General features: G+C 67.2%; 28 protein-coding genes. 10 read left to right on the top strand and 18 right to left on the bottom strand.

Annotated features, from left to right (window positions below; genetic code table 11):
* Nucleotides 1-14: 14 nt before the first annotated feature.
* The 8 genes from AC07TY_RS10410 to AC07TY_RS10375 form a co-directional block, all read right to left on the bottom strand.
* Nucleotides 15-857, bottom strand: coding sequence for a PD-(D/E)XK nuclease-like domain-containing protein (locus tag AC07TY_RS10410; RefSeq protein WP_494785274.1), 843 nt, complete (start codon nucleotides 855-857; stop codon nucleotides 15-17).
* On the bottom strand, nucleotides 854-1,231 hold the full coding sequence (locus AC07TY_RS10405) for a hypothetical protein (RefSeq protein WP_494785273.1): 378 nt from the start codon (nucleotides 1,229-1,231) through the stop codon (nucleotides 854-856). The genes AC07TY_RS10410 and AC07TY_RS10405 overlap by 4 nt, the downstream gene beginning before the upstream one ends.
* Nucleotides 1,232-1,402: 171 nt before the next feature.
* A complete protein-coding gene (locus tag AC07TY_RS10400; protein ID WP_494785272.1) occupies nucleotides 1,403-1,585 on the bottom strand; it encodes a hypothetical protein in 183 nt (60 codons plus the stop codon).
* Nucleotides 1,578-1,727 (bottom strand): hypothetical protein, encoded by a 150-nt coding sequence (locus AC07TY_RS10395; RefSeq protein ID WP_494785271.1) that lies wholly within the window; start codon nucleotides 1,725-1,727, stop codon nucleotides 1,578-1,580. The genes AC07TY_RS10400 and AC07TY_RS10395 overlap by 8 nt, the downstream gene beginning before the upstream one ends.
* Nucleotides 1,724-2,587: a hypothetical protein gene (locus AC07TY_RS10390; RefSeq protein ID WP_494785270.1), complete on the bottom strand. Its 864-nt coding sequence runs from the start codon at nucleotides 2,585-2,587 to the stop codon at nucleotides 1,724-1,726. The genes AC07TY_RS10395 and AC07TY_RS10390 overlap by 4 nt, the downstream gene beginning before the upstream one ends.
* A gap of 425 nt (nucleotides 2,588-3,012) precedes the next feature.
* Nucleotides 3,013-3,756, bottom strand: a complete 744-nt coding sequence (locus tag AC07TY_RS10385) for a phage antirepressor KilAC domain-containing protein (protein WP_494785269.1) — start codon at nucleotides 3,754-3,756, stop codon at nucleotides 3,013-3,015.
* Nucleotides 3,756-3,953, bottom strand: coding sequence for a helix-turn-helix domain-containing protein (locus tag AC07TY_RS10380; RefSeq protein WP_494785268.1), 198 nt, complete (start codon nucleotides 3,951-3,953; stop codon nucleotides 3,756-3,758). The genes AC07TY_RS10385 and AC07TY_RS10380 overlap by 1 nt, the downstream gene beginning before the upstream one ends.
* Nucleotides 3,950-4,171 (bottom strand): hypothetical protein, encoded by a 222-nt coding sequence (locus AC07TY_RS10375; RefSeq protein ID WP_494785267.1) that lies wholly within the window; start codon nucleotides 4,169-4,171, stop codon nucleotides 3,950-3,952. Before AC07TY_RS10375 ends, AC07TY_RS10380 begins: the two co-directional genes overlap by 4 nt.
* A 91-nt stretch (nucleotides 4,172-4,262) precedes the next feature.
* On the opposite strand from AC07TY_RS10375, the gene AC07TY_RS10370 reads away from it, so the two are divergent.
* Both AC07TY_RS10370 and AC07TY_RS10365 read left to right on the top strand, forming a co-directional pair.
* Nucleotides 4,263-4,700: a helix-turn-helix domain-containing protein gene (locus AC07TY_RS10370; RefSeq protein WP_494785266.1), complete on the top strand. Its 438-nt coding sequence runs from the start codon at nucleotides 4,263-4,265 to the stop codon at nucleotides 4,698-4,700.
* 21 nt (nucleotides 4,701-4,721) lie between these two features.
* Nucleotides 4,722-5,084: an ImmA/IrrE family metallo-endopeptidase gene (locus AC07TY_RS10365; protein WP_494785265.1), complete on the top strand. Its 363-nt coding sequence runs from the start codon at nucleotides 4,722-4,724 to the stop codon at nucleotides 5,082-5,084.
* On the opposite strand, the gene AC07TY_RS10360 is transcribed toward AC07TY_RS10365, so the two are convergent.
* From AC07TY_RS10360 to AC07TY_RS10350, 3 genes are all read right to left on the bottom strand, one after another.
* Complete coding sequence (locus tag AC07TY_RS10360; protein ID WP_494785264.1) at nucleotides 5,032-6,306, bottom strand: tyrosine-type recombinase/integrase; 1,275 nt, start codon at nucleotides 6,304-6,306, stop codon at nucleotides 5,032-5,034. The two genes, AC07TY_RS10365 and AC07TY_RS10360, sit on opposite strands and share 53 nt — an antisense overlap.
* Nucleotides 6,306-6,731, bottom strand: coding sequence for a hypothetical protein (locus tag AC07TY_RS10355; protein ID WP_494785263.1), 426 nt, complete (start codon nucleotides 6,729-6,731; stop codon nucleotides 6,306-6,308). Before AC07TY_RS10355 ends, AC07TY_RS10360 begins: the two co-directional genes overlap by 1 nt.
* Before the next feature lie 203 nt (nucleotides 6,732-6,934).
* The gene (locus AC07TY_RS10350; protein WP_494785262.1) at nucleotides 6,935-7,183 is read right to left on the bottom strand and encodes a hypothetical protein; all 249 of its coding nucleotides are present in this window, start codon (nucleotides 7,181-7,183) and stop codon (nucleotides 6,935-6,937) included.
* 290 nt (nucleotides 7,184-7,473) lie between these two features.
* Between AC07TY_RS10350 and AC07TY_RS10345 the strand changes: the two genes are divergently transcribed.
* The 3 genes from AC07TY_RS10345 to AC07TY_RS10335 all read left to right on the top strand — a co-directional run bounded on the left by AC07TY_RS10345 (nucleotide 7,474) and on the right by AC07TY_RS10335 (nucleotide 10,340).
* The gene (locus AC07TY_RS10345) at nucleotides 7,474-8,295 is read left to right on the top strand and encodes an alpha/beta fold hydrolase (RefSeq protein WP_123506358.1); all 822 of its coding nucleotides are present in this window, start codon (nucleotides 7,474-7,476) and stop codon (nucleotides 8,293-8,295) included.
* A gap of 42 nt (nucleotides 8,296-8,337) precedes the next feature.
* Complete coding sequence (locus tag AC07TY_RS10340; RefSeq protein ID WP_123506357.1) at nucleotides 8,338-8,613, top strand: hypothetical protein; 276 nt, start codon at nucleotides 8,338-8,340, stop codon at nucleotides 8,611-8,613.
* Nucleotides 8,614-8,792: 179 nt separating this feature from the next.
* Nucleotides 8,793-10,340: a DUF7059 domain-containing protein gene (locus AC07TY_RS10335; RefSeq protein WP_494785261.1), complete on the top strand. Its 1,548-nt coding sequence runs from the start codon at nucleotides 8,793-8,795 to the stop codon at nucleotides 10,338-10,340.
* A 21-nt stretch (nucleotides 10,341-10,361) separates the two neighbouring features.
* Here the strand turns inward: AC07TY_RS10335 and AC07TY_RS10330 are convergent, their stop codons facing one another.
* Nucleotides 10,362-11,252 (bottom strand): NAD-dependent epimerase/dehydratase family protein, encoded by an 891-nt coding sequence (locus tag AC07TY_RS10330; protein WP_494785260.1) that lies wholly within the window; start codon nucleotides 11,250-11,252, stop codon nucleotides 10,362-10,364.
* Between the two features lie 633 nt (nucleotides 11,253-11,885).
* On the opposite strand from AC07TY_RS10330, the gene AC07TY_RS10325 reads away from it, so the two are divergent.
* A complete protein-coding gene (locus tag AC07TY_RS10325) occupies nucleotides 11,886-14,348 on the top strand; it encodes a DEAD/DEAH box helicase (protein ID WP_494785436.1) in 2,463 nt (820 codons plus the stop codon).
* On the opposite strand, the gene AC07TY_RS10320 is transcribed toward AC07TY_RS10325, so the two are convergent.
* The 3 genes from AC07TY_RS10320 to AC07TY_RS10310 all read right to left on the bottom strand — a co-directional run bounded on the left by AC07TY_RS10320 (nucleotide 14,345) and on the right by AC07TY_RS10310 (nucleotide 17,021).
* Nucleotides 14,345-14,872, bottom strand: a complete 528-nt coding sequence (locus tag AC07TY_RS10320) for an RNase H family protein (protein WP_123506353.1) — start codon at nucleotides 14,870-14,872, stop codon at nucleotides 14,345-14,347. The two genes, AC07TY_RS10325 and AC07TY_RS10320, sit on opposite strands and share 4 nt — an antisense overlap.
* An 82-nt stretch (nucleotides 14,873-14,954) precedes the next feature.
* The gene (locus AC07TY_RS10315) at nucleotides 14,955-15,785 is read right to left on the bottom strand and encodes an aldo/keto reductase (protein ID WP_494785259.1); all 831 of its coding nucleotides are present in this window, start codon (nucleotides 15,783-15,785) and stop codon (nucleotides 14,955-14,957) included.
* A gap of 24 nt (nucleotides 15,786-15,809) precedes the next feature.
* Nucleotides 15,810-17,021 carry an MFS transporter gene (locus AC07TY_RS10310; RefSeq protein ID WP_494785258.1) on the bottom strand — a complete coding sequence of 404 codons (1,212 nt, stop codon included), beginning with the start codon at nucleotides 17,019-17,021 and terminating at the stop codon, nucleotides 15,810-15,812.
* Between the two features lie 346 nt (nucleotides 17,022-17,367).
* Here AC07TY_RS10310 and nrdH point away from each other — a divergent pair, with 346 nt between their 5' ends.
* The 4 genes from nrdH to nrdF are packed head-to-tail and all read left to right on the top strand — an operon-like array spanning nucleotide 17,368 to nucleotide 21,226.
* Nucleotides 17,368-17,601 carry a glutaredoxin-like protein NrdH gene (gene nrdH / locus AC07TY_RS10305; protein ID WP_123506349.1) on the top strand — a complete coding sequence of 78 codons (234 nt, stop codon included), beginning with the start codon at nucleotides 17,368-17,370 and terminating at the stop codon, nucleotides 17,599-17,601.
* Between the two features lie 28 nt (nucleotides 17,602-17,629).
* Nucleotides 17,630-18,046 (top strand): class Ib ribonucleoside-diphosphate reductase assembly flavoprotein NrdI, encoded by a 417-nt coding sequence (gene nrdI / locus AC07TY_RS10300; protein WP_123506348.1) that lies wholly within the window; start codon nucleotides 17,630-17,632, stop codon nucleotides 18,044-18,046.
* A gap of 20 nt (nucleotides 18,047-18,066) precedes the next feature.
* Entirely contained in the window at nucleotides 18,067-20,172 is a 2,106-nt protein-coding gene (gene nrdE / locus AC07TY_RS10295; RefSeq protein ID WP_488625614.1) for a class 1b ribonucleoside-diphosphate reductase subunit alpha, read from the top strand.
* Between the two features lie 34 nt (nucleotides 20,173-20,206).
* Nucleotides 20,207-21,226 (top strand): class 1b ribonucleoside-diphosphate reductase subunit beta, encoded by a 1,020-nt coding sequence (gene nrdF, locus AC07TY_RS10290; RefSeq protein ID WP_488625615.1) that lies wholly within the window; start codon nucleotides 20,207-20,209, stop codon nucleotides 21,224-21,226.
* A 177-nt stretch (nucleotides 21,227-21,403) separates the two neighbouring features.
* Here the strand turns inward: nrdF and AC07TY_RS10285 are convergent, their stop codons facing one another.
* From AC07TY_RS10285 to AC07TY_RS10275, 3 genes are read right to left on the bottom strand one after another with little or no spacing between them, the layout of a single operon-like run.
* Nucleotides 21,404-21,865 (bottom strand): GNAT family N-acetyltransferase, encoded by a 462-nt coding sequence (locus tag AC07TY_RS10285; protein WP_494785257.1) that lies wholly within the window; start codon nucleotides 21,863-21,865, stop codon nucleotides 21,404-21,406.
* A gap of 4 nt (nucleotides 21,866-21,869) precedes the next feature.
* Nucleotides 21,870-22,031 (bottom strand): hypothetical protein, encoded by a 162-nt coding sequence (locus AC07TY_RS10280; protein WP_494785256.1) that lies wholly within the window; start codon nucleotides 22,029-22,031, stop codon nucleotides 21,870-21,872.
* A gap of 39 nt (nucleotides 22,032-22,070) precedes the next feature.
* Entirely contained in the window at nucleotides 22,071-22,838 is a 768-nt protein-coding gene (locus AC07TY_RS10275; RefSeq protein WP_494785255.1) for a class I SAM-dependent methyltransferase, read from the bottom strand.
* Between the last annotated feature and the right edge of the window lie 34 nt (nucleotides 22,839-22,872).

Here is a 22,872-nt window from a genome sequence, read left to right as displayed (position 1 = left end):
CTTCTTGCGGAACTTCACGAGATGTCTCCTTCTTGAAACATGAGCCACGTAGGCGGCTGGATCGGATCGGGGTTGGTGTCGTAGCCCGGCCAGATGCCGGAGGCGGAGCACTCGGCGTAGAGCTCGAGGGCGCGCTTGACCTTCTTGCGGCCCATCTCCGCGAACTCCGTGGCGAGTGAGTAGACGCCGACGAGGTGAGGCGCGGAGGTCTCGACGACGACGAACTTCATGCGGGCCATGAAGTCGCCGGTCGCGATCGCGTAGTCGTGGAGGTACCACTCCTGCTGCACGTGATATCCGAGGTTGGCGACCGTCTTGGCGAAGTCCTCGGGTGATGCCGACTTCGCCGTGGTCTTCAGGTCGACGGTGCACGGGTCATCGACCGTGAAGTCGGGGAGGTAGTCGAACCGGGCACGCATGTCGACGCCGGTCGTCGGGTCGGTAGCGAAGACAGACGCTTCAGGGTTGCCGGACTGCTCGAACAGGACGCGTGCGACTGGGTGCCCGAGTACGGCCTCAGCCATGGCGTCAACTGTGGCTGCGACGTCAGCCTTGACCGGCGTGAGCCCCTTGGCGCGGGCTTCGGCGATGAACTCCTTGGCCGCGGCGGTCGATGCCGCCCCGTTCGACGCGAGGATTCCCTCGGGGATCGCGATCTTTTCGGCGCCGGTGCCCAGCACCTTCGAGTGCACAGCGGTCCCCAGGTCGAACGCGGCCTTGGACCCCTGCGGGTGGTCGAGCGCGTACCGGAACTTCGCCGGCGACTCGAGCAGCTGTCTCGCACGGGTCGAGCTCAGCGCCGGGTCGGCGTGGTAGATCGTCTCGTCGAGGTCGTAGTCGATGCGGGCCCCGCTCACTCGGCGACCGCCTCTTGAGCCGCGGCCGTTGCGGCGTCGAAGATGACGGTCCACGTCCATTCCGGAAAGCCGACCTGGCTCGGTTTCGTCAGCTCGTCCTCCAACATGGACACCGTGTAGGAGCCCCAGTGCCCATCGATGTCGAGAACAAGGTGGCCGTAGTTCGAGTGCAAGATCACGCTGCCCGGGGCGGTCGGTGGCGTCAGTACTTCGAAGGCTTCGCCGACCTCGCGGGCGATGAGGGTTCTGCCTTCGCCCAGACGGTCGATGAGGTCTTGCGCTTCCTTCTGCGAATTACCTATCCAGAGGTCGTTGTCTGTGGTGAAGGTTCCGTCGATGCGCTTGTGGCGGATGCCGTATGCGTAGCTGGTCATGGTGTCTCTCTCTTTGGTCTGGCCGCCTGCGCGGCCCTGAATCGTTGGTCATGTGGCCAGGTGCGGAGTGAGCCCTGGACGGTTGTGCACCGTGTGCCGGCGATGCCTTGGCAGCTGGGCACTGGGCAGGGGAGCCGGTACTCGGGCACGTTGGGTGCGGGGTTCGTCGGCTTACCGATCGGTCTCTCGCTTCCTGTGGTGCTCGAGGAGCCGGTCGTCTCTCTCGGTCCACTCGCGGGCCTCGCGGCGGTCGTGGATCGCCATGCGGATGCAGGAGGCGATCACGAGGATCGTGACGAAGCACCAGAACGCGAGGACGATGTAGCCGATGACGGCTGCGATGGCGTTAGCCACGGTTGGCCCTCCGCTTCGCTCTCCTCTTGCGCCACTTGATGACGCGCTGGCGGCCGTTAAAGAAGACCCAGAAGAAGATCGCCCAGACGAAGATGAGCGGCGGGATCAGGTCCGGGATCGGGGTGGACATCTCGGGGTTCACGAGCGGGCCACCTTCCTGCGGTCGAGGATCTTGAGCGCGATGCCGGCAGCGATGGCGAGGCCGACCCAGGGGAGAAACGGGCGCAGATCGCGGGTGCCCGTCATGGCCAGGGCCGGCTCGGTGGCGGCCACAGGGTGCGCGACAGTGGGTGAGGCTGCTGCAGCGACAGCAGGTGTTCCGCCGTCGGTGGCGCCTGGGCCGGCGGGCGCCGCGGGCGTCTTGCCGGGGTCGGCCGCCGCAGGTGCCGGGCAGACCTTCTCCTCGTCCGTGATCAGCTTCGAAAAGTCCCACTGCGTCTGGCCGGTGAGCACGTAGCCGTCGTCGGCAGTGGCCGTGACCACGATGTGGTTCATGCCGGCCTCGTCGTCGACCAGGTAGCTCACGTGCTCCTGCGTCGCCGCGGTGACGTACTGATAGCCGCCACCGGTGGGAGAGCAGACGACGTGCACGGTGGGCGTGATCGTCTCGACGGAGACGGGCACAACCTCGCACGGGGCGGTCGCCGGGATGTCAGCGTTGCTGAGGTAGACGCTCGAGTCCTCGGCAGCCGAGGCGAGCACGCCACCCGCGATCAGGGCGTCGACCGCGGCGAGCGCTTCCGGTGTGTCGTATCGGTAGGTGTCGACCTGCAGGATGGGCTGGCCGCAGGCCCCGATGGTGCCGCCGAAGAGCGTCTGCGGTGTGGCGAAGCGATTGGCGAAGTCGCCCGAGGTGACGACCCATGCGACCGTCTTCTGAGGCGCCTCGTCGGCGTGCGCAGCGCTCTGGGGGAGTAGGGCGCCTACCGCGAGGGCAGCGACGCCGGCGGTGATGGCGGCCGAGCGCCACCGTGCGAAAAGTGCTGATTTCTTGGAGCTCATGCGATGCCTTTCGGAAGGGCGACTGAAGTTGCCGAGAGTGAAGAGGGGATAGGAGTGCCCTCGCCGCGACTGGACGCGGAAGACCCGTGAAGGCTTCGAGGGCTCACCGGTGTTGCCTCGCGGAATCGACGCGCCTACGTCTTCGTCCCGCGGTGTGGCCACGCGCAGCCCCCGAAGGGATGGCGAACTGCGCGCCCCGTAGCACCGGTGTGGTGCTGGTTGATCGGCAAGATGAGTGGCTCCGCAGTTCGTCGTCGCGACGATCGCTCCACCCAGGTGTTGCCCTGTGTTTTCATGCGCGCACACCACTCGTGCCCGACCGGACGGATCAGCGGGGAGGTGATGCAGCTATCTCGTGTGCCTGGTGCCGGCCCGGTTTCGGGCGCGACGAATACCGCCCATGTCGGGCGGAAGAATGCGAGGTGCTAAGCGGTCAGGTCGAGAGGCTTGGAGAGGCGCTGACGCAGCTTCTCGATGCCCTTGACGGTGACGCGCACCTGGGGCGGATCGATGACGAGGTCACCGGTACCGGGGTGATAGTGCGACTGCGGCTTCTCGGCGAGGTAGCCCAGGTCGACGGCGGTCTGCCTTGCCTTCCAGCTGCCGTTCGGGGAGCGGTAGATCCACAACAGATCAGCGAGCTTGGCGAAGAGGCGGCCTCGGCCGGTCTCGATGCCGGCGCGGGCCAGGATCTTGGCGGCGTCGCCGACTTCGTAGTCGCCGGTTGCCGCCGCAAGCTGGTCCCAGGCCTCGGCCCGAGGGGCGAGCTCGGCGACCTGTGTCGTGGCCGCCTGGAGCATCTGCTGAGCAGCGACTAGACCACGGGCCATGATCTGCTCAGGGGTCTCAGCGACGGCATACGAGCCTGTCTTGCGAATGGCGGGCAGGACCTCGTGCGTGACCCAGCGCTTGAACGTCTGCGCCTCCGCTTTCTGTGAGCCGAGGATGAGCGAGAACATGCCGGGCTCATTCACCGTGGTCAGTTGCTGGTCGCCGCCAGGGGTGTGGATGAGATCCACCCCCTTGTCGTCGGCGTCGACGCGCCGAAGGGCCGTCCGGTCGAGCTGCAGGATCGCGATGAGGTCCGCGGCGACAAACCAGGGCGCGCCGTTGACGAGGAGCGTGCGAACTTGCTGGTCGCCGAATGCGAACGTCTCGAGGTTCTCCATCAGGCGTCCTTCATGCTGTCGATCCATGCTCTGGCCTGCTCGGGGAAGATGAAGATCGCCTGCCCCTCCTTCTTGGCCGGGAGCCGGTTCGCCTTGATGGCGTTGCGGACCAACTGTGGGCTCTTGTCGATGGCGGCGGCCAGGGTCGCCACCGTATAGACGAGCGGCGTCTCGGTGTTTGGTGCGGTGGTGGTCACTTCACGCCTCCAAGCGCGTCGTAAGGGCTGAAAAGCAAAAAGCCACCGACACGCACCAGGTCCTCGAACGTGAGACTCGACGGGGTGTCGAGTCGTTCACGGAGTGAGGACTGGTGAATGTCGGTGGCTTGAGCGAGGCTCGCGAACGAAGCACCCGATGCGTTGAGCGCCGACGAGACCAGGGCTGGAATCGTTGCGGCGGGGGTTCTTCTGTCCATGTGGATCAATTTATAGTCCGAACGGATCAAGTGCAAGCTATTTGGCCCAAATGGGCTAAATAATCACGCTGTGGGGCCATAAAGTGTCTATGTGGAACTAGACGACGGAACGATCAACGGAGCGATGGCTGCTGAACTGCGAGCCGAGAAGGCCGCACTAGGCCTGTCTGTGCGCGTGCTTGCGGAGCGATCGGGCATCACGGCCGTGACCTTGAACCGGATCCTCCGTGGCGAGCGTTCGATCAACGTCGACCAGCTCTACCGTCTCAGCGCGGTGTTCGACGTCGAAGCCAAGGAACTTGCCGAGCGGGCGACGAATCGACTCGGCGGCATGGAGGCCCTCAAGGCGAGCGCGAAGGCGCGGGCCGCTCGCAAGGGCGTCGAGATGCCTGGAATGTCGGAGGGTGCGCCTAACAATGTGACCGCACTCCCGCGCCGCGTCGAAGACATGTCGCCGGAGGAGATCGAGGCACAGCGCCACGCCGCGACTCAGGACGAAGAGATGGATCAGCCCGAGCAGTTCGACTGAACGGGCTCCACAAGGGGGAACGTGTACGACCCGTACCAGCACGCGGAGGAGCTAGGCCTAACCGTCCTGCACCGCCCCATCCGCACCGCGCACGAGCTCTGGCTCCCAGACCACAACACCGTGGTCGTTCGGAGCGGGCTGCGAGCGGTCCATGACCGATCAGCTCTCGCCCACGGCGTCGCTCACGCCGTTCTCGGCCACACCGACGACCGGCCCAAACACGAAGTCCAGGCCGACCGGATGGCTGCTGCCCATCTGATCGACCTGGACGAGTGTCGAGAGCTAATGAAGTGGACGCCGGACTGTCACCGTCTCGCGCGCGAGCTCGGTGTCACGACGCGATTGACCCGGGTGTTCCTGAACGTGAATCATCTCGCTGGGTGACGTGCCCGCTGAAACGAGTCATTGCCTCGCGTAGGCGGACGATGTCGCGAGACGCGTAGGCGCGGGTCATCGTGACCGTGGAGTGGCCGACGAGCTGCACGATGACGTCCTCGGGGACGTTCGCGGCATAGAGAAGGTCGACAGCGGTGTGCCTCAGGTCGTGGAGACGGATGTGCTTCTTGATGCCGGTCTCGCGGAGGATCTTGGCCCACGCCTTCGAGTCGTTGTCCGGGTCGACGGGCTGGCCCGCGTGGGCGAAGACAAGGTTGTGCTTGCCGACCGGGTTGCGCTGCAGGTGCAGTTCGATGATCGACTTCAGCGGCTCGACCAACGGGATGATGCGCCAGCCGGCCTTCGACTTCGGGCGCGTGAGATAGATGGTGTCGGTGAGCATCCGGTACTCGTGGTCGTTCGGCACCTCGAAGTGCCTGTCGGGGCACAGGTGGTTGCGCCCCAAGCCGCAGGGGTAGGAGCGGCGCTTGCCGACAAGGGTCGGCTCGCCGCATCCGTGCTCCCACGGGAATCGCTGCAGCTGCCACGAGAGGTCGATGACGTCCGTGACTCGGTCTACCTCGAGCCCGAGGATCTCGCCGCGGCGCGCGCCAGTGAGGAGCGCAATCGCCCACCGGGCGCCGTACTCCTCATCCTGCGCCACGTAGTTGATCACCTGCATCGCCTCCGCGCGCGTCAGGAACTCCAGCTGCGGCACGTTCTTCCGCGGCGCGGCCATGAGCTTGCACGGGTTCCGGCCGATACGTCCCTCGCGGACGGCGGACTCGAATGCCGACGACATCACCTGATGGATCTTTAGGGCCGACGATGGCTTCGCGCCGGCCGCGATCATGCGGTCCGTGACGCGGCGGACGCTGCTCGGGGTGACGCGTGCGAGACGGACGGCGCCGATCTCAGGCACGATGTGGCGATCAATCGCCGAGCGGTAGCTGCCCGCCGTCTTGGGCCGGACTTCCTTCACGACGATCTGCGAGTACCAGTACCCGAACCACTGCGCGACGCTCATGTCAGCCGTCGGGAGGTCGCCACGCTCTTCGAGTTCCCGTTGCATGGCCCGCAGGGCGAGGACGACGTCGGCCTTGTTCTTCCGACGGACGGTCTTCCGGCGTCGCTTCCCATCGCGGGGCGGCAGCTCGATGATGCCGTTCCAGAGTCCGCGGGAATCCTTGAAGACGGACCCCTCGCCCTTGCCTCGCGTCTTCGTCGCCATCAGGCTTCGATCGCCTGCTGTGTCGAGCGGTAGACGGCGTACATCGTCTGCCCGGTGCTGTCGACCATGTAGGGCATCATCACCTCGTCGAGCGTGGCGAGCTGCGCGTCGATGAGCGCGGACTGTGCCTCGAGCCAGTCCTTGGCGATTCGCCACGCCACCCGTGCCGCTTGAGCCGGATTGATCGACGATCGTGCGACCTTCGTGTCCGCCTTCATGGCGGCGAGGACACCATCGGTCCGGACGGGGAGCTCGAAGTCTCGAAGGCCGTACTCGGTCTTCATGGTGAACCCGAGGCCGGCCGCCACCCCGTTGTCGTCGAACAGGGTCGAGATGCGGGTTACGCCTCGTCGAGCGAGGGCCCCCTGGATCTCGCCCATGGTCTTGGCGACGTCGATCGACGTCGTGTAGTTCAGGATTGGCATCTCAACTCCGTCTGGTGGGGAGGGCGCCTCGGCCCCCGACTCTTCTTCTGTCGTGCGCGACCCACATTCCGTCGCTCAGGACTCCGATGTGCGTCTGTCTTCTACGTCGGTTGCTGTTGCTACCGTGCATGGTGTTCCTCTCGCTGGTCCTTCAGTGATTGGGGCTGACGGCCGCGACCCTGCCAGGTTGCGGCCGTCCTTAGTTATCCGCGCTCGTGGGGGCGATGCGTCCGCGCGAGGTAGCGGAACGAGGTCACCGAATCTCCGGTGCCGTCCTTCCGCGAGACGTGTACGGCGCCGTCCGAGTCGATCTTCATGACGACGATGACCCCGCCGTCATGCTTCGACTCGAGCTCGTCGCCGGGGGCGAGCCGCCGGCCACCCTCGCTGCCTGTGCCGGTCATCTTCTTCTTCCGGTCGGTGTAGTCATCGTCTGTCTTTCGTGTCGCCATTGCTTCGCGCCCACATGGTTCTCAGTGGGCCATATGGCAACACTATAGGTCCGAATGGATCGAAAGCAACCCCAATTGGACTATTACCATCGTGTTCGCAATGAGAAGGTCAGGGGTTCGAATCCCCTAGGCTCCACGATGCAAATGGCTCTCCCTCTCGGGAGGGCCATTTTGCGTGGTGGTCCTGAACGTGCTTCTCCTGGGCGTCGGTGCTCGTCTGGGCGCCGGCGTAACGAAGCGGCAACGTTCGATGAGCCGGGGTGAAATGCGCCGGGGTTAGCGTCGAAGACATGACGACACCGACGGTCACGAAGCACTACGTCGACCTCGAGCACGGGCAGCTTCACGTCCGGCTCGCCGGCCCGGACGACGGCCCCGCCCTGCTGCTGATCCACCAGGTGCCGAGCTCGTCGCAGATGTGGGAGGCGGTGATCCCGCGGTTCGCCGACCGCGGGCACCGAGTCATCGCCGTCGACCTGCCCGGGTACGGGATGTCCGATCCGATGCCGACGGCCCCGGAGCTCGAGGACTACGCCGCCGTCCTCTTCGCCGCCCTCGACCAGCTCGGCGTCGTCCGGGTCGCGATCGTCGGACACCACACCGGCTCGTCGGTCGGCGTCGCCATGTCGGTTGCCGACCCGTCGCGGGTCACGGCCGTCGCCGTCTGGGGCTACGCCATGGTCGACCCGGAGCACGCCGCCGTCCTCGCGAGCGAGCAGCCTCCCGTCTTCGACGACACCTACGTCGACGATGTCGCCGACTGGTGGCACCGCCGCAAGAGGTGGGCGACGCCGGGTAATGACGGCTGGGTCATGGCCCGCTCGCTGATGGAGTACGTCGTCGCCGGGCACCACCGCCCCGACGGGCATAACGCCGTCGGCCGTGCCGACCACCGCGCCCTCCTCGACGCCGTGACCGTGCCGGTGCTCTTCCTCACCGGCGACCGCGAGATGCTCGACGCCGACACCCGCTCGGCGTTCGAGGTCGCGCCGCCCAGCGTCGAGCTGTACGGCTTCGGCGACGAGGGCATCGACATCGCCGACGACATCCCCGAGCGCTTCGCCGCCGTCGTGCACGAGTTCGTGGCGAAGGCGGCCGCGCCGGTCGCCTGATCACCGTGCGGGAGCCCTGGTGCGTGCCGGTAGCCTGAACCGGTGACCGCCGCAGACGCCGCTCGCATCGAGCTCACCCTGACCAAGCCGCCCGTGGGCTGGTTCCCGAAGCCGACCGTGGTCGTCGGCGGGCGGGGGCATCCTGCGCAGTGGGGCACCGGTACGTGGCAGGTGGAGCCCGGGGCCATCGTGGGCGTCTACCTCTTCAACCGGGTGTGGCGGTTCGGCGCCGCCGAGATCGCCGTCGACGGCCGGCCGCTGCGGTATCGGGCGCCGCTGCTGCCGTTCCTCCGGGGTCGCCTGGTGCCGTCTGAGTGACCTCGCTCGGCGTGACTCCACGCGAGCCTGAAGCGGTCGCGCGTGACCTCGACCACGCGTGAAGTCACGGGACGGTGAAGTGGTCTGGAGAGACTTTCCCTGGGCGTGAATTCACGCCCAGGGAAAGCGGCTCCAGACGAAAGCCCGGGCCCCGGCCCGCCGTGCGGCAGGATGGTCGCGTGCCTCCCGCTTCGCGCCCTGCCCTGCTCGCCCGCCTCCGATCCGACCTCGGCTCGTCGCTCTTCACCGTCGCCCGCCTGAGCGGCGCCGGAGCCTGGGGTGCGTCGGGCGGCGCGGCGCTGTTCCGGGGCGAGCGCGTGGCTGCCCGCCGTGCCCTCGCGAGCCGCACGCCCGCGTCGGAGGCCGAGCGCCGATCCGACACGCTGGCCCTGCTCTTCGTTCTCGGGTACCCGCAGCCCGCCGCCGACGTGGCGGCAGCCCTCCCCGAGCTGGGCCTCGCAGGAGCCACCGAGCTCGGCCTCGTCGCCGACGACGACGACCGTCAGGTTCGCGCACTGGTCGACCTCCGACCCTACTCGTTCACCGACTCCGCAGGCGAGGCCAACTGGTGGATCGCCTCCGACCTCGGCGAGCTCGCCCTGCAGGGGCCCCTGCGCGAAGACCACGTGCTGGGCATCGGCGGTGCCTCGGCCACCCTGAGCTCGCTCATGATCCCGCGCCCCGTCGACCGGGCCCTCGACCTCGGCACCGGCTGCGGCATCCAGGCGCTGCACGCGGCCCGCCACGCCCGTCACGTGGTCGCCACCGACATCTCGCAGCGTGCCCTCGACTTCGCGGCCTTCAACGCCGAGCTCAACCTGGTCGACGGGATCGAGTTCCGCCTCGGCAGCCTGTTCGAGCCGGTCGCCGGCGAGACGTTCGACCACATCGTGTCGAACCCCCCGTTCGTCATCACGCCGCGCACCGAGGGCGTGCCCGCCTACGAGTACCGCGACGGCGGCATGGTCGGCGACGCCCTCGTGGCGCGCGTGGTGGCCGAGGCGGGGCGCCACTTGACGCCGGGCGGGGTGGGCCAGTTCCTGGGTAACTGGGAGACGGGGCAGGGGGCGAAGCGGGGTGCGTACTCGGTGGCCGACTGGGCGGAGCAGGGTGGCGTGCCCCTCGACGTCTGGGTGGTCGAGCGCGAGACTCAAGACCCGGCGGCCTATGCCGAGACGTGGATCCGCGACGGTGGCACCCGTCCGGGCACGCCCGACTTCGAGCGGCTCTACGGCGCATGGCTCGACGACTTCGACGAGCGGGGCGTCAGCGAGATCGGCTTCGGCTACATCACCCTCAGACGACCGCAGGAACTCCACGCCGCCGCCCCACCGCGCATCGAACGGCTCCTCGCCCCCGTCGCCGCCGGCCTCGCGCCGCACATCCTGGAGTGTCTGGCCGCCCAGGACACCCTCCGCGACCTCCCCGACGACGCCCTGGCAGCCGCGACACTGCGCGTCGCCGGCGACGTCACCGAGGAGCGCCACTACTGGCCGGGCAACGACGACCCGACGGTGATCACCCTCAAGCAGGGCGGCGGGTTCGCGCGCTCGGTCGACTCGGGCACGGCGCTCAGCGCGCTCGTCGGCGCCTGCGACGGCGACCTGAGCATCGGGGCCATCGTGGGGGCGTTGGCGCAGCTGCTCGACGCACCCGGGGCCGACCTGCGGGCCGAGCTGCTGCCTCAGGTGCGCGAGCTCGTCGCGACGGGCATGCTGCGGTTCTGACGCGCCTCAGGGCGGGGCGGCCTAGCGGCCGACCCGCTCCCCCCAGCCGCGCCAGGAGAACTGCGGCACGAAGCCGAGCAGGTCGCGGGCCTTGTCGCTCGACAGCAGCGGCATGGTGCCCTCGATCGACGCGCGGCGCTCGACGTGGGGGAGGAACTCCTCGGCCAGCACGGCGGTGTCCGTCGTCATCACGGTGTCCGATGCGGCGATGACGAACGCCTCGAACCCGGTCAGGTCGGACTCCAGGGCGAGACGGACGGCCAGCGCGCCGTCGCGGGCGTCGATGTACGACCAGAGGTTGAACGAACGCGACGCGGCGTCGTCGTCGAACGGGAACGCGCCGTAGTCGCCGTCGTCCATCACGTTCGAGAAGCGGAGGCCGAACATCTTGAGCGAGGGGTCCCAGCGGGTGAAGTGGCGGGCCATCTCCTCGTCGACGGCCTTGCCGAGCGAGTACGACGACTCGGGGCGAACGGCGTACTTCTCGTCGACGGGGATGTACGGCGGGTCGACCTCGAACGGCAGCCCTAGCAGGGTCTCGCTCGACGCCCAGACGACATTGCGGATGCCCGCGGCCTTAGCTGCGGCGAACACGTTGTACGACGAGGTCACGTTGTTGGTGAACAGCGCGGCGTTCGGCACCTGGCCCGGCGCGGGGATCGCCCCCAGGTGCACGACGGCGTCGACGTGGTCGTACCGGTCGTCGATCGCGGTGAGCGACTGCAGCACCTGGCCGAAGTCGGTCAGGTCGACCCGAGTGAACTGCACGCCGGGGACCGGCTCGGGCGAGGGGATGCGATCGAGCAGGACGACGTCGTAGCCGTGCTCGGCGAGGTCGCGCACGACAGCGCGGCCGAGCTTGCCGGAGCCTCCGGTGACGGCGACGCGGACGGGGTTTTCGGGTGACGGCATTGTCGGTCCTTCGAGCTCGGTGGGGGAGTGCGGTGGGTACCGCGGCATCGTCTTCACCGTAGCGGAGGCGTGCTCCCGTGGTTCGACGACCACCGGGTAGAGCACGAGAAGATCGATCCTGTGCCCCGAATGACGAATTACGTACCCCGCGTAGGCAGTTATGCCTGTGGACCGAGTTGTCTATCACCCGGTTTTCACCCACACTTCGCATGCGTTGGCATATAGGTTGATAAAGCTCTCGGCTGGTTACCGAGGCAACACGTCCACCATCTGGCTCCATGTGCGCGGCAGTCACCTGATCCGATTCCGCTCGCATGGCATCACCAGGGGCGTGCGATGCGCCCTCCGTTCCGAAACTTGTTTCGTCGAGCAGGGGGCGCATCCCTCTGTATTGCCTCGGCGGCTTTGCCGCGGGGTCGGCCGCCGACGCTGCCGCTCGTGAGATCCGTGCCTCCGGCACCGTCCGACCGAGGGATCTCTCGTGCTGAAGAGGCGGCTGGCGCCGCGCGCTCCGAGTAGGCCTGCGAGGATAGGGAGATCATGCCGACGTACCCCCTTGCTGCGCTGCTGTCCCAGTACTACGGGCCGAACGACACCAAGGGCGACGGCGAGTTCGACGCCGACACCGTCTACATGGACTTCGCCACCTGGGCCGAGTCTTCGGGCCGCCCCCTCTACCCCGCCCAAGACGAGGCCATGATCGAGCTCGTGTCGGGCGCATCGGTGATCCTCTCGACCCCGACCGGAACCGGCAAGTCGCTCGTCGCGGCCGGCGCGCACTTCGTCGCCCTGGCCACGGGCAAGCGCAGCTACTACACGGCACCGATCAAGGCCCTGGTGAGCGAGAAGTTCTTCCAGCTCGTCGACCTCTTCGGCCCGGAGAACGTCGGCATGGTCACCGGCGACTCGTCGGTCAACTCCGACGCCCCGATCATCTGCTGCACGGCCGAGATCCTCGCCAACCTGGCCCTGCGCCACGGACCGGCCGCCGAGGTGGGGCAGGTCGTCATGGACGAGTTCCACTTCTACGCCGACCCGAGCCGCGGATGGGCGTGGCAGGTCCCGCTGCTTCTGCTGCCGGAGGTCCAGTTCCTGCTCATGTCGGCCACGTTGGGCAACGTCGAGGCCATCAGCGACGACCTCGGCCGACGGACGGGTCGGCCGGTCGCCCTGGTCACCGGGGTCGAGCGACCGGTGCCGCTGCACTACTTCTACGCGACCACCCCGGTGCACGAGACGGTCGAGGAGCTGCTGTCGACCGGCGAGGCCCCGATCTACGTCGTGCACTTCTCGCAGGCCGCAGCGCTCGAACGGGCGCAGGCGCTGTCGAGCATCAAGGTCGCCACGCGCGAGCAGCGCGACGAGATCGCCGAGCTGATCGCGGGGTTCCGCTTCTCGACCAGCTTCGGCAAGACGCTCAACCGCCTCGTGCGGGCAGGGATCGGGGTGCACCACGCGGGCATGCTCCCGAAGTACCGCCGCCTCGTCGAGCAGCTTGCCCAGCGCGGGCTCCTGCGCGTCATCTGCGGCACCGACACGCTCGGCGTGGGCATCAACGTGCCGATCCGCACCGTGCTGCTCACGGCGCTCACCAAGTTCGACGGCACGCGCATGCGCCAGCTGAGCGCGCGGGAGTTCCACCAGGTCGCCGGTCGCGCGGGGCGTGCGGGCTACGACACGGCCGGCACTGTCACCCTGCAGGCTCCCGAGCACGAGATCGACAACCTGCAGCAGATCAAGAAGGCCGGCGACGACGCCAAGAAGAAGCGCAAGATCGTGCGCAAGAAGGCGCCCGAGGGCTTCGTCTCGTGGGGCGAGCCGTCGTTCTTCAAGCTCGTCGAGGCCGAGCCGGAGCCCCTGTCGTCGAGCATGCAGATCACGCACGCGATGATGCTGAACGTGATCGCGCGCGGCGGCGACGTCTTCGGCAACGTGCGCTCGCTCGTGTTCGAGAACCACTCGACGCGCACTCAGAAGTACGCGCTGGCCCGGCAGGCCATCTCGCTGTACCGCAGCCTCCGCGAGTCGGGGGTGGTCGAGCAGATCCCCGATCCCGCAGGAACGGGCAGCCCCACCATCCGCCTCACCGTCGACCTGCAGCCCAACTTCGCCCTCAACCAGCCGCTGTCTCCGTTCGCGCTCGCCGCCTTCGAGGTGCTCGACCCCGAGTCCGACACCTACGCGCTCGACATGGTGTCCGTCGTCGAGTCCACCCTCGACGACCCGCGGCCGATCCTGTCGCAGCAGCAGTTCAAGGCGCGGGGCGAGGCGGTCGCCGCGATGAAGCAGGAGGGCATCGAGTACGAGGAGCGCATGGAGCTGCTCGAGGAGGTCACCTGGCCGAAGCCGCTCGACGAGCTGCTCGGCGCCCTGTTCGAGACGTACAAGGCGTCGCAGCCGTGGATCGGCGACTTCGAGCTGTCGCCCAAGGCCGTCGTTCGCGATCTGTTCGAGCGCGCCATGACGTTCGGCGACTACGTGAACTTCTACGGGCTGGCGCGCTCGGAGGGGCTCGTCCTGCGCTATCTCTCCGACGCCTACCGGGCGCTGCGCCAGACGATCCCGAACGAGGCCAAGACCGACGAGCTGCTCGACATCATCGAGTGGCTCGGCGAGCTGGTGCGGCAGGTCGACTCGTCGCTGCTCGACGAGTGGGAGGAGATGGTCAATCCGACCGAGGTCGCCTCGCACGACGCCATCGTGCCGCCCACCCTCCGCACGCTCACGGCCAACCACCGGGCCTTCACAGTGCTCGTGCGCAACGAGCTGTTCCGTCGCGTGCAGCTCGCGGCCCGCGACGACGCCGATGCACTGGGCGAGCTCGACGCTGCCGCAGGCTTCGACGCCGACGCGTGGGGCGCGGCCCTCGACCGCTACTACGACGAGTACGACACGATCGGAACAGGCCCGGTCGCTCGAGGCGCGTCCCTCCTGGTCATCGACGAGGGCGCGACGGCATGGACCGTGCGGCAGATCCTCGACGATCCCGAGGGCGACCACGACTGGGGCATCTCGGGCACCGTCGACCTGGCGGAGTCGAACGAGCAGGGCCAGGCGGTGCTGCGGGTCACGGCTGTCGGGCCGGTCGGCGCCTAGAAGAGCGTCGCGGGCGGCGCCGGGTCGACGGCGGCAGCGTCGCTGACCGTCGTCACGGGCTTGTCGGGCCAGCCGGGTCCGTGCGGCACGGCGGTCTTGCGCTGGAACGCCTCGGCGGCCGTCCGTGCCCGGATGTCGGCGGCCTCGTTCATGACGTGGCCCACGTGCCCGCGCACCCACTCGAACTTCACCCGTCGACCCTGCAGAGCCTCGTCGAGCTCCTTGATGATCTCGACGTTCATCACCGGCTTGCCGTCGGCCTTGCGCCAGCCTTTGCGCTTCCAGCCGGCGAGCCACTCGGTGCACGCCTTGATGGCGTACTGGCTGTCGCACAGGATCAGCAGGTCGTCGTCTTCATCGGCCGTCGCCCGCAGCAGCTCCAGCACGGCCGTGAGCTCGCCCACGTTGTTGGTGTTGCGCGGCCAGCCGCCGGCCGCCCAGCGCTCGTCGTCGACGTACCAGGCCCAGCCGGCGGGCCCGGGGTTGCCGAGGGCGGATCCGTCTGCGGCGGCTCTGATCGTCATGGTGCTCCTAGCTCTCGGGGTGCCCCACAACGGTACCGGGCTCGAGCCGATGCTCCGATCACAGGGCAGCGCCGTCGACCGGCTAGCCCACCTCGTCCGGGTGCGACCCGACGCGCTCGCCCGAGTCGAGACCCGCGATCGTCGCCATCTCGTCGTCGGAGAGCTCGAACCCGAACACGTCGAGATTCTCGGCGATGCGCGACGGCGTCACCGACTTCGGGATCACCACGAGCCCCGACTGGAGATGCCAGCGGATCACGAGCTGAGCGGTCGAGACGCCGTGCTTCTCGGCGAGGCCGGTGAGGAGGGGCTCGTCGAGGATCCGCCCGCGCGCCAGCGGCGACCACGCCTCCGTCGCGATGTGGCGGGCGTCACCGAAGGCCCGAAGCTCGGTCTGCTGCAGCCACGGCTGCACCTCGATCTGGTTCAGCACCGGCACGACGTCGGTCTCGCCGAGGAGGCGCTCGAGGTGATGCACCTGGAAGTTCGAGACGCCGATCGAGCGGGCTCGTCCCTCCTCGCGGATGCGCTCGAGGGCGCGGTACGTCTCGACGTACAGGTCCTGACGTGGTGCCGGCCAGTGGATCAGGTAGAGGTCGACGAAGTCGACGCCGAGCTTCTCGAGGCTGCGGTCGAACGAGTGGAGGGTCGAGTCGAAGCCCTGCTGGTCGTTCCACACCTTGGTGGTGACGTAGACGTCGTCGCGCGGGAGGCCCGAGGCTGCGAGGGCGCGGCCCACGCCGGCTTCGTTCGCGTAGTACTCGGCCGTGTCGAGGTGGCGGTAGCCGGCGTCGAGGGCCGTGGCGACCGTCCGCTCGGCGGTGTCGTCGTCGACCTTGTAGACCCCCAGCCCGAGCTGCGGGATCGAGTTGCCGTCGTTGAGTCGGATCCGAGGGCCCACGTCGTTCGCCATGTGTCGATTATCGCCGACGCGGCGTCAGCTCGCCTGGATCGGCACCGGCTCCGTGTCGGCGAGGGGCCCGGCATCCGTGCCGCGGAGGTCGGGCAGCACGCGCTGGAAGAGCGTGGGCACGAGGACGCCCAGCAGCGCGAAGCCCGCAGCGACGTAGAGCCCGCCGACGGTGCCCGTCTGGTCGATCAGGGCGCCGGCGATGGCGGAGCCGATCGCCGCTCCGATGAGCTGGCCGGTACCGGCCCAGCCGTAGGCCTCGGCCGTGTCGCTGAAGCGCACGCTCGACGAGATGATCGCGAACATCACGGCCAGGGCGGGGGCGATGCCGACGCCGGCGATGAGCAGGGTCACGCACAGCCAGACGAACGACGTCGGGATGAAGATCGTGAGCGCGATGCCCGCGAACACGATCACCATGCGGATCGGCAGCGACCACGGACCGACCGGGAGATGGCCGAGCAGGAGGCCGCCGGCGAGCGAGCCGATCGCGAAGACGGCGAGCACGAAGCCGGAGTTAGGGCTGCCGTCGCCGAACGCCGAGATGACGCCGGCCTCGACGGCGGCGCAGGTGCCGATCAGGAGGAAGCCGGTGATCGTCGACAGGAGCACCGTCGGTCGGGCCAGCACCTTGCCGAACGAGCGCTTGCTCTTCGGGATCCGCACCTGGCCGACCTCGGGCGAGGCGATGAACCAGATGCCGCCGCCGATGAGGAAGGCGGCCGCGGTCAGGATCGCGTAGGTCGTGCCGATCTGCGTGCCGACGAAGGTGGTGATGACGGGGCCGGCGACCCAGATGATCTCCTGCGCGGAGGCGTCGAGCGAGAAGAGCGGAGTCAGCTGCTTCGAGTTGACCATCTTCGGGTAGATCGTGCGCACGGCCGGCTGGACCGGGGGTACGCTCAGGCCCGCCACGAAGCCGACCACCATGTACAGGGGGAGCGTCAGCGGAGCGAGCGCGAAGACGAGGAGGCTCGCGAAGCAGACGGCCAGCGTGAGCAGCAGCACCGGGCGCATGCCCCAGATGCCCATCCACCGGCTGGTGAGCGGACCCGAGATCGCCTGGCCCACGCTCGTGGCGGCGAGGACGATTCCCGCGGCGCCGTACGAGTGCGTCACGTGCTCGACGTGGAGCAGGAAGGCGAGCGAGAGCATGCCGAACGGGAACCGGGCGGTCAGCTGCGCGGCGATGATCCGCGCGACCCCCGGCGTCTTCAGAAGATTGGAATAGGCGCCCACGAGGTGACCAGTCTACGGAGCCTCCGCAGCCTGCCGGGAGGGGCGATTCACGCGACACGCCGCACCCCCGAAATGGGGGCGCGACGGGTTATCCACAGTTTCGAGTGTCGGGGGTGGGGAGGAGGCTGTGGAGAAAGCCGATTTTCCGGGGATAAGCGCCCCCAACTGTGCACAACCCCTGTGGATAATCCGGCGATCGTAATTACAGCCGTGTAACACCGGATCTAGTGGTGCCTTCCAATGTCGGCCCCTAGATGTAGTATCGATCCGCAGCACCAACCACACCCCGCAGAAGCCGTCGCAGGCACTCGCGGGTCCGCGAACCGTCGTTTTTCTAGGGGAGAACATGGCCATCACCGTCTACACGAAGCCGTCCTGCGTCCAGTGCACGGCCACCTACCGCGCTCTCGACAACAAGGGCATCGAGTACGAGGTCTTCGACGTCTCCGTCGACGACAAGGCCCTCGAGACGGTCAAGGCCCTGGGCTACCTGCAGGCTCCCGTCGTCGTCACCGACGAAGACCACTGGAGCGGCTTCCGCCCCGACAAGATCGCCGGCCTCGCAGCCGCCATCGCGTAGTTCTGAAACCACCCCGAGGAGGAGTGTCGTGACTCACCTCATCTACTTCTCGAGCGTGTCGGGCAACACTGCGCGCTTCGTCGAGAAGCTGGGCCTCCCGGCCGAGCGGATCCCGCTCTTCCCGACCGACGAGCCGCTCCACGCCCGTGACCCCTTCGTCCTCGTCCTCCCCACCTACGGCGGAGGCGAAGGGCGAGGCGCCGTCCCCAAGCAGGTCATCCGCTTTCTGAACGACGAGGTCAACAGAGACCTCATCCGCGGAGTCATAGCGACGGGCAACACCAACTTCGGAGAGGGCTACTGCCTGGCTGGCGAGATCGTCAGCGCCAAGTGCGGAGTGCCCCTCCTCTACCGTGCCGAGGTCTTCGGCACCCCGGACGACGTACGAGCAGTACAAGAAGGATTGGACCAATTTTGGACGCAGCAGTCGATGACCTCGAGGTAATCGCGGGGCCGAACGCGGGTATGGACTACCACGCGCTGAACGCCATGCTCAACCTCTACGGGAGCAACGGCGAGATCCAGTTCGACAGGGATCGCGAGGCGGCCAAGCAGTACTTCCTGCAGCACGTCAACCAGAACACGGTCTTCTTCCACAACCTCAAGGAGCGTCTCGACTACCTGGTCGAGAACGACTACTACGAGCAGGCGACGATCGACATGTACTCGTTCGAGTTCATCGAGAAGCTCAACGACCTCGCGTACTCGAAGAAGTTCCGCTTCCAGACGTTCCTCGGCGCGTTCAAGTACTACACCTCCTACACGCTCAAGACCTTCGACGGAAAGCGCTACCTCGAGCGCTTCGAGGACCGCGTCGTCATGACCGCCCTCGGCCTCGCCCAGGGCGACGAGCAGCTCGCGATCGACCTCGTCGAGGAGATCATCGCCGGCCGCTTCCAGCCGGCCACTCCGACCTTCCTCAACACGGCCAAGGCCCAGCGCGGCGAGCTCGTCAGCTGCTTCCTCCTGCGCATCGAAGACAACATGGAGTCGATCTCGCGCGGCATCAACTCGTCGCTCCAGCTGTCGAAGCGCGGCGGCGGCGTCGCCCTGTCGCTCTCGAACATCCGCGAGGCCGGCGCGCCGATCAAGCAGATCGAGAACCAGTCCTCGGGCATCATCCCCGTCATGAAGCTCCTCGAAGACAGCTTCAGCTACGCCAACCAGCTGGGCGCACGCCAGGGCGCCGGCGCGGTCTACCTGTCGGCGCACCACCCCGACATCCTGCGATTCCTCGACACGAAGCGTGAGAACGCCGACGAGAAGATCCGCATCAAGACGCTGTCACTCGGTGTCGTCGTGCCCGACATCACGTTCGAGCTCGCGAAGAAGGACGAGGACATGTACCTGTTCTCGCCCTACGACGTGGAGCGCGTCTACGGCGTCCCCTTCGGCGACATCTCGATCACCGACAAGTACCGCGAGATGGTCGACGACGCTCGCATCAAGAAGACGAAGATCAACGCTCGCGAGTTCTTCCAGACCATCGCCGAGATCCAGTTCGAGTCGGGCTACCCCTACATCGTGTTCGAGGACACGGTGAACAAGGCCAACCCGATCAAGGGCCGGATCAACATGTCGAACCTCTGCTCCGAGATCCTGCAGGTCAACACGCCGACCACCTTCAACGAAGACCTCTCGTACGACGAGATCGGCAAGGACATCTCCTGCAACCTCGGGTCGATGAACATCGCCCTCTCGATGGACAGCGACAACTTCGGCCGCACCGTCGAGACCGCCATCCGCGGGCTCAGCGCCGTCAGCGACATGAGCCACATCACTTCGGTCCGCTCCATCGAGGTCGGCAACGACTCTTCGCACGCCATCGGTCTCGGCCAGATGAACCTCCACGGCTACCTGGCCCGTGAGCGCGTGCACTACGGCACCGAAGAGGCCATCGACTTCACGAACATCTACTTCTACACGGTGCTGTTCCACGCGCTGCGCGCCTCGAACAAGATCGCGATCGAGCGCAAGGTGAAGTTCGGCGGCTTCGACGACTCGAAGTACGCGTCGGGCGAGTTCTTCGATAAGTACACCGAGTCCGAGTGGATCCCGTCGACCGAGCGCGCTGCGAAGCTGTTCGCCGACGCGAACGTGGAGATCCCGACGCAGGACGACTGGCGCGCGCTCAAGGCCAGCGTCATGGAGCACGGCATCTACAACCAGAACCTCCAGGCCGTCCCGCCGACCGGTTCGATCTCGTACATCAACCACTCCACCTCGTCGATCCACCCGATCGCGTCGAAGATCGAGATCCGCAAGGAGGGCAAGCTGGGCCGCGTCTACTACCCCGCGCCCTTCATGACCAACGACAACCTCGACTACTACACCGACGCGTACGAGATCGGCCCCGAGAAGATCATCGACACCTATGCCGCGGCCACGCAGCACGTCGACCAGGGCCTCTCGCTCACGCTGTTCTTCAAAGACACGGCGACCACCCGCGACATCAACAAGGCCCAGATCTACGCATGGCGCAAGGGCATCAAGACGATCTACTACATCCGTCTCCGTCAGATGGCGCTCGAGGGCACCGAGGTCGACGGCTGCGTCTCGTGCATGCTGTGACCGTCGACACCGATAAGAATTCAGGAACTCGAGAATGACTGTTACAGACCCGGCCCACGCCCTCGGGCCCACTCCCTCCACAAGCCGGCAGATCCCGCTCGTGCGGGCCGTGAGCGCGATCAACTGGAACCGCATCCACGACGACAAAGACGTCGAGGTCTGGAACCGGCTCGTCAACAACTTCTGGCTCCCCGAGAAGATCCCGCTGTCGAACGACGTCCAGTCGTGGAACACGCTGACTCCCGAAGAGCAGCAGCTGACGATGCGCGTCTTCACGGGCCTCACCCTGCTCGACACGATCCAGGGCACCGTCGGGGCTATCAGCCTGATTCCCGATGCGATCACCCCGCACGAGGAGTCCGTCTACACGAACATCGCGTTCATGGAGTCGGTGCACGCGAAGAGCTACTCGTCGATCTTCTCGACGCTCGCGTCGACGCCCGAGATCGACGACGCGTTCCGCTGGTCGGAGGAGAACGTCAACCTTCAGAAGAAGGCCCAGATCGTCCTCGACTACTACACGGGCGACGACCCCCTGAAGCGCAAGGTCGCCTCGACGCTGCTCGAGTCGTTCCTCTTCTACTCGGGCTTCTATCTGCCGATGTACTGGTCGTCGCGTGCCAAGCTGACGAACACCGCCGACATGATCCGCCTCATCATCCGCGACGAGGCCGTTCACGGGTACTACATCGGCTACAAGTTCCAGAAGGGGCTCGAGGGCGCCAGCGAGGAGCGCAAGCAGGAGATCAAGGACTACACGTTCAACCTCCTGTTCGAGCTCTACGACAACGAGGTGCAGTACACGCAAGACCTCTACGACTCGGTCGGGCTGACCGAGGACGTCAAGAAGTTCCTCCACTACAACGCCAACAAGGCGCTGATGAACCTCGGCTACGAGCCGATGTTCCCGAAGGACGTCACCGACGTGAACCCCGCGATCCTCTCGGCGCTCTCCCCGAACGCCGACGAGAACCACGACTTCTTCTCCGGCTCCGGCTCGTCGTACGTCATCGGCAAGGCGGAGACCACCGAAGACGAGGACTGGGACTTCTAGAACCGTCTCGTTCAGGCCGAACACAAGCCCCTGAGGGAGCCCAGACACTTGGGATCAGGGAAGAGCCGCTTACCCGGGCGGCGAAGTATCACCTAGCAGGGAAGGGCGTCGGCACAGCCGGCGCCCTTCTTGCGTGCTCAGCTGCCTCAGCGCGGGCCGAATACCGTTCCGAATCCGTCAGAGCCCCTTCTTCATCTGCACGGACGTCGTCTCGTAGCCGAGCGACTCGTAGAGGTGGCGGGCGATGGTGTTGTAGCCGAACACGTTGAGTCCGATGGAGGCTGCGCCGAGTTCCTGCGCCGTCGTCTCTGCGAGCTGCATCGCGGCCCGGCCGTAGCCGCGACCGCGTTCCGACTCGGAGATCTCGACGTCGAAGACCCACCAGTCGTTCGAGGCGGAGTCCATGACGCCGATCCACAGGATGCCGACCGGCGCACCGTCGGCGACGACGTCGAACACGTGCTGGCCCGCCGCTGGTATGCCGTGGGGAAAGTACGTCTTGAACGACCTGTCGGCGTTCGCCGTGGCCTGTCCGAGCGTCTCGCCGGCCTTCTGCCGTGATTCGATGTACTCGGACCGCGACCGGTCGAGCCACGCGGTGCGGCGGTCGGCGGGCATGGGCTCGAGCGTGACGGTCATGCCCCTAGGGTGCCACCGTGGCGGACGGCGTGGGTGTGACGCTCTGCACAGGGTCGGTCTTCGAGAGCTCGCGTCCGGCGACCAGGGCGGCGGCCACGCCGACCCCGACGAACGCGACGACGATCACGACGATGGCCGAGGCGGCCAGTGTCCGTCGGGCGTTCATGCTCCGAGCCTAGGGCCAGGGCGCAGGAACTCGGGCCGGTCACCCGGCAAGACGCGTCGCCTTCGAGCACCGCGTCACGTACGGGACGCCCACTGTCGCCCGGCCCGCCGTGTCGGGGTGCGTCGCCAGCAGGGTCCGCACCCGTTCGAGCTGCTCGAGCCGTTCGCCCTCCGGGAGGGTCAGGATGTAGCTGCGCGAGGCGACCATGTCGATCACCTCGTCGGGCGTGATCTCGTTGACCCACCCGAAGTCGCGGCGCTCGATCTCCGAGAACGGCGGGCCGACGCGAGGGCTCTCGGACTCGGCGTCGCTCTCGCTGGCCGGGGCGATGACCTCGTCGAGGGCGATCATCCACGGGTCGGTGACGATGCGGATGTTCCAGAGCAGAGCGAGCACGCCGCCCGGCCGGAGCACTCGGGCAGCCTCGGGCACAGCCCGGTCGACGTCGACCCAGTGCCAGGCCTGCGCCGCGAAGATCGCGTCGACGCTCTCGCCGTCCAGGGGCAGCCGCTCGGCCGATCCTGGTAGCGCCTGGGCGCCCGGGACCGACCGCACCAGCTGCTCGCGCATGCCCTCGGAGGGCTCGACAGCCGTCACCAGGGGCACGCGGTCGACGAGCATCCGCGTCAGCTTGCCGGTTCCGGCGCCGAGGTCGACCACGTGGTGTGCGCCCTCGGGCAGCAGCCAGTCGACGGCCGCGGCCGGGTAGGACGGCCGCCCGCGCTCGTACACCTCGGCCGCGGCCCCGAACGAAGTGGCGTTGGCGGCGTAGCGCTGGTCGGGTTCGAAGGCGTCTCCGGTGGTCATGAGTCCACCCTGGCACGGTGATTTGGGCGCGTGC

Source organism: Frondihabitans sp. GW821-FHT04F02, assembly GCF_059420045.1.
The sequence above is the reverse complement of the archived record's forward strand: the minus strand, read 5'-3'. Positions and strand labels throughout refer to the sequence as shown.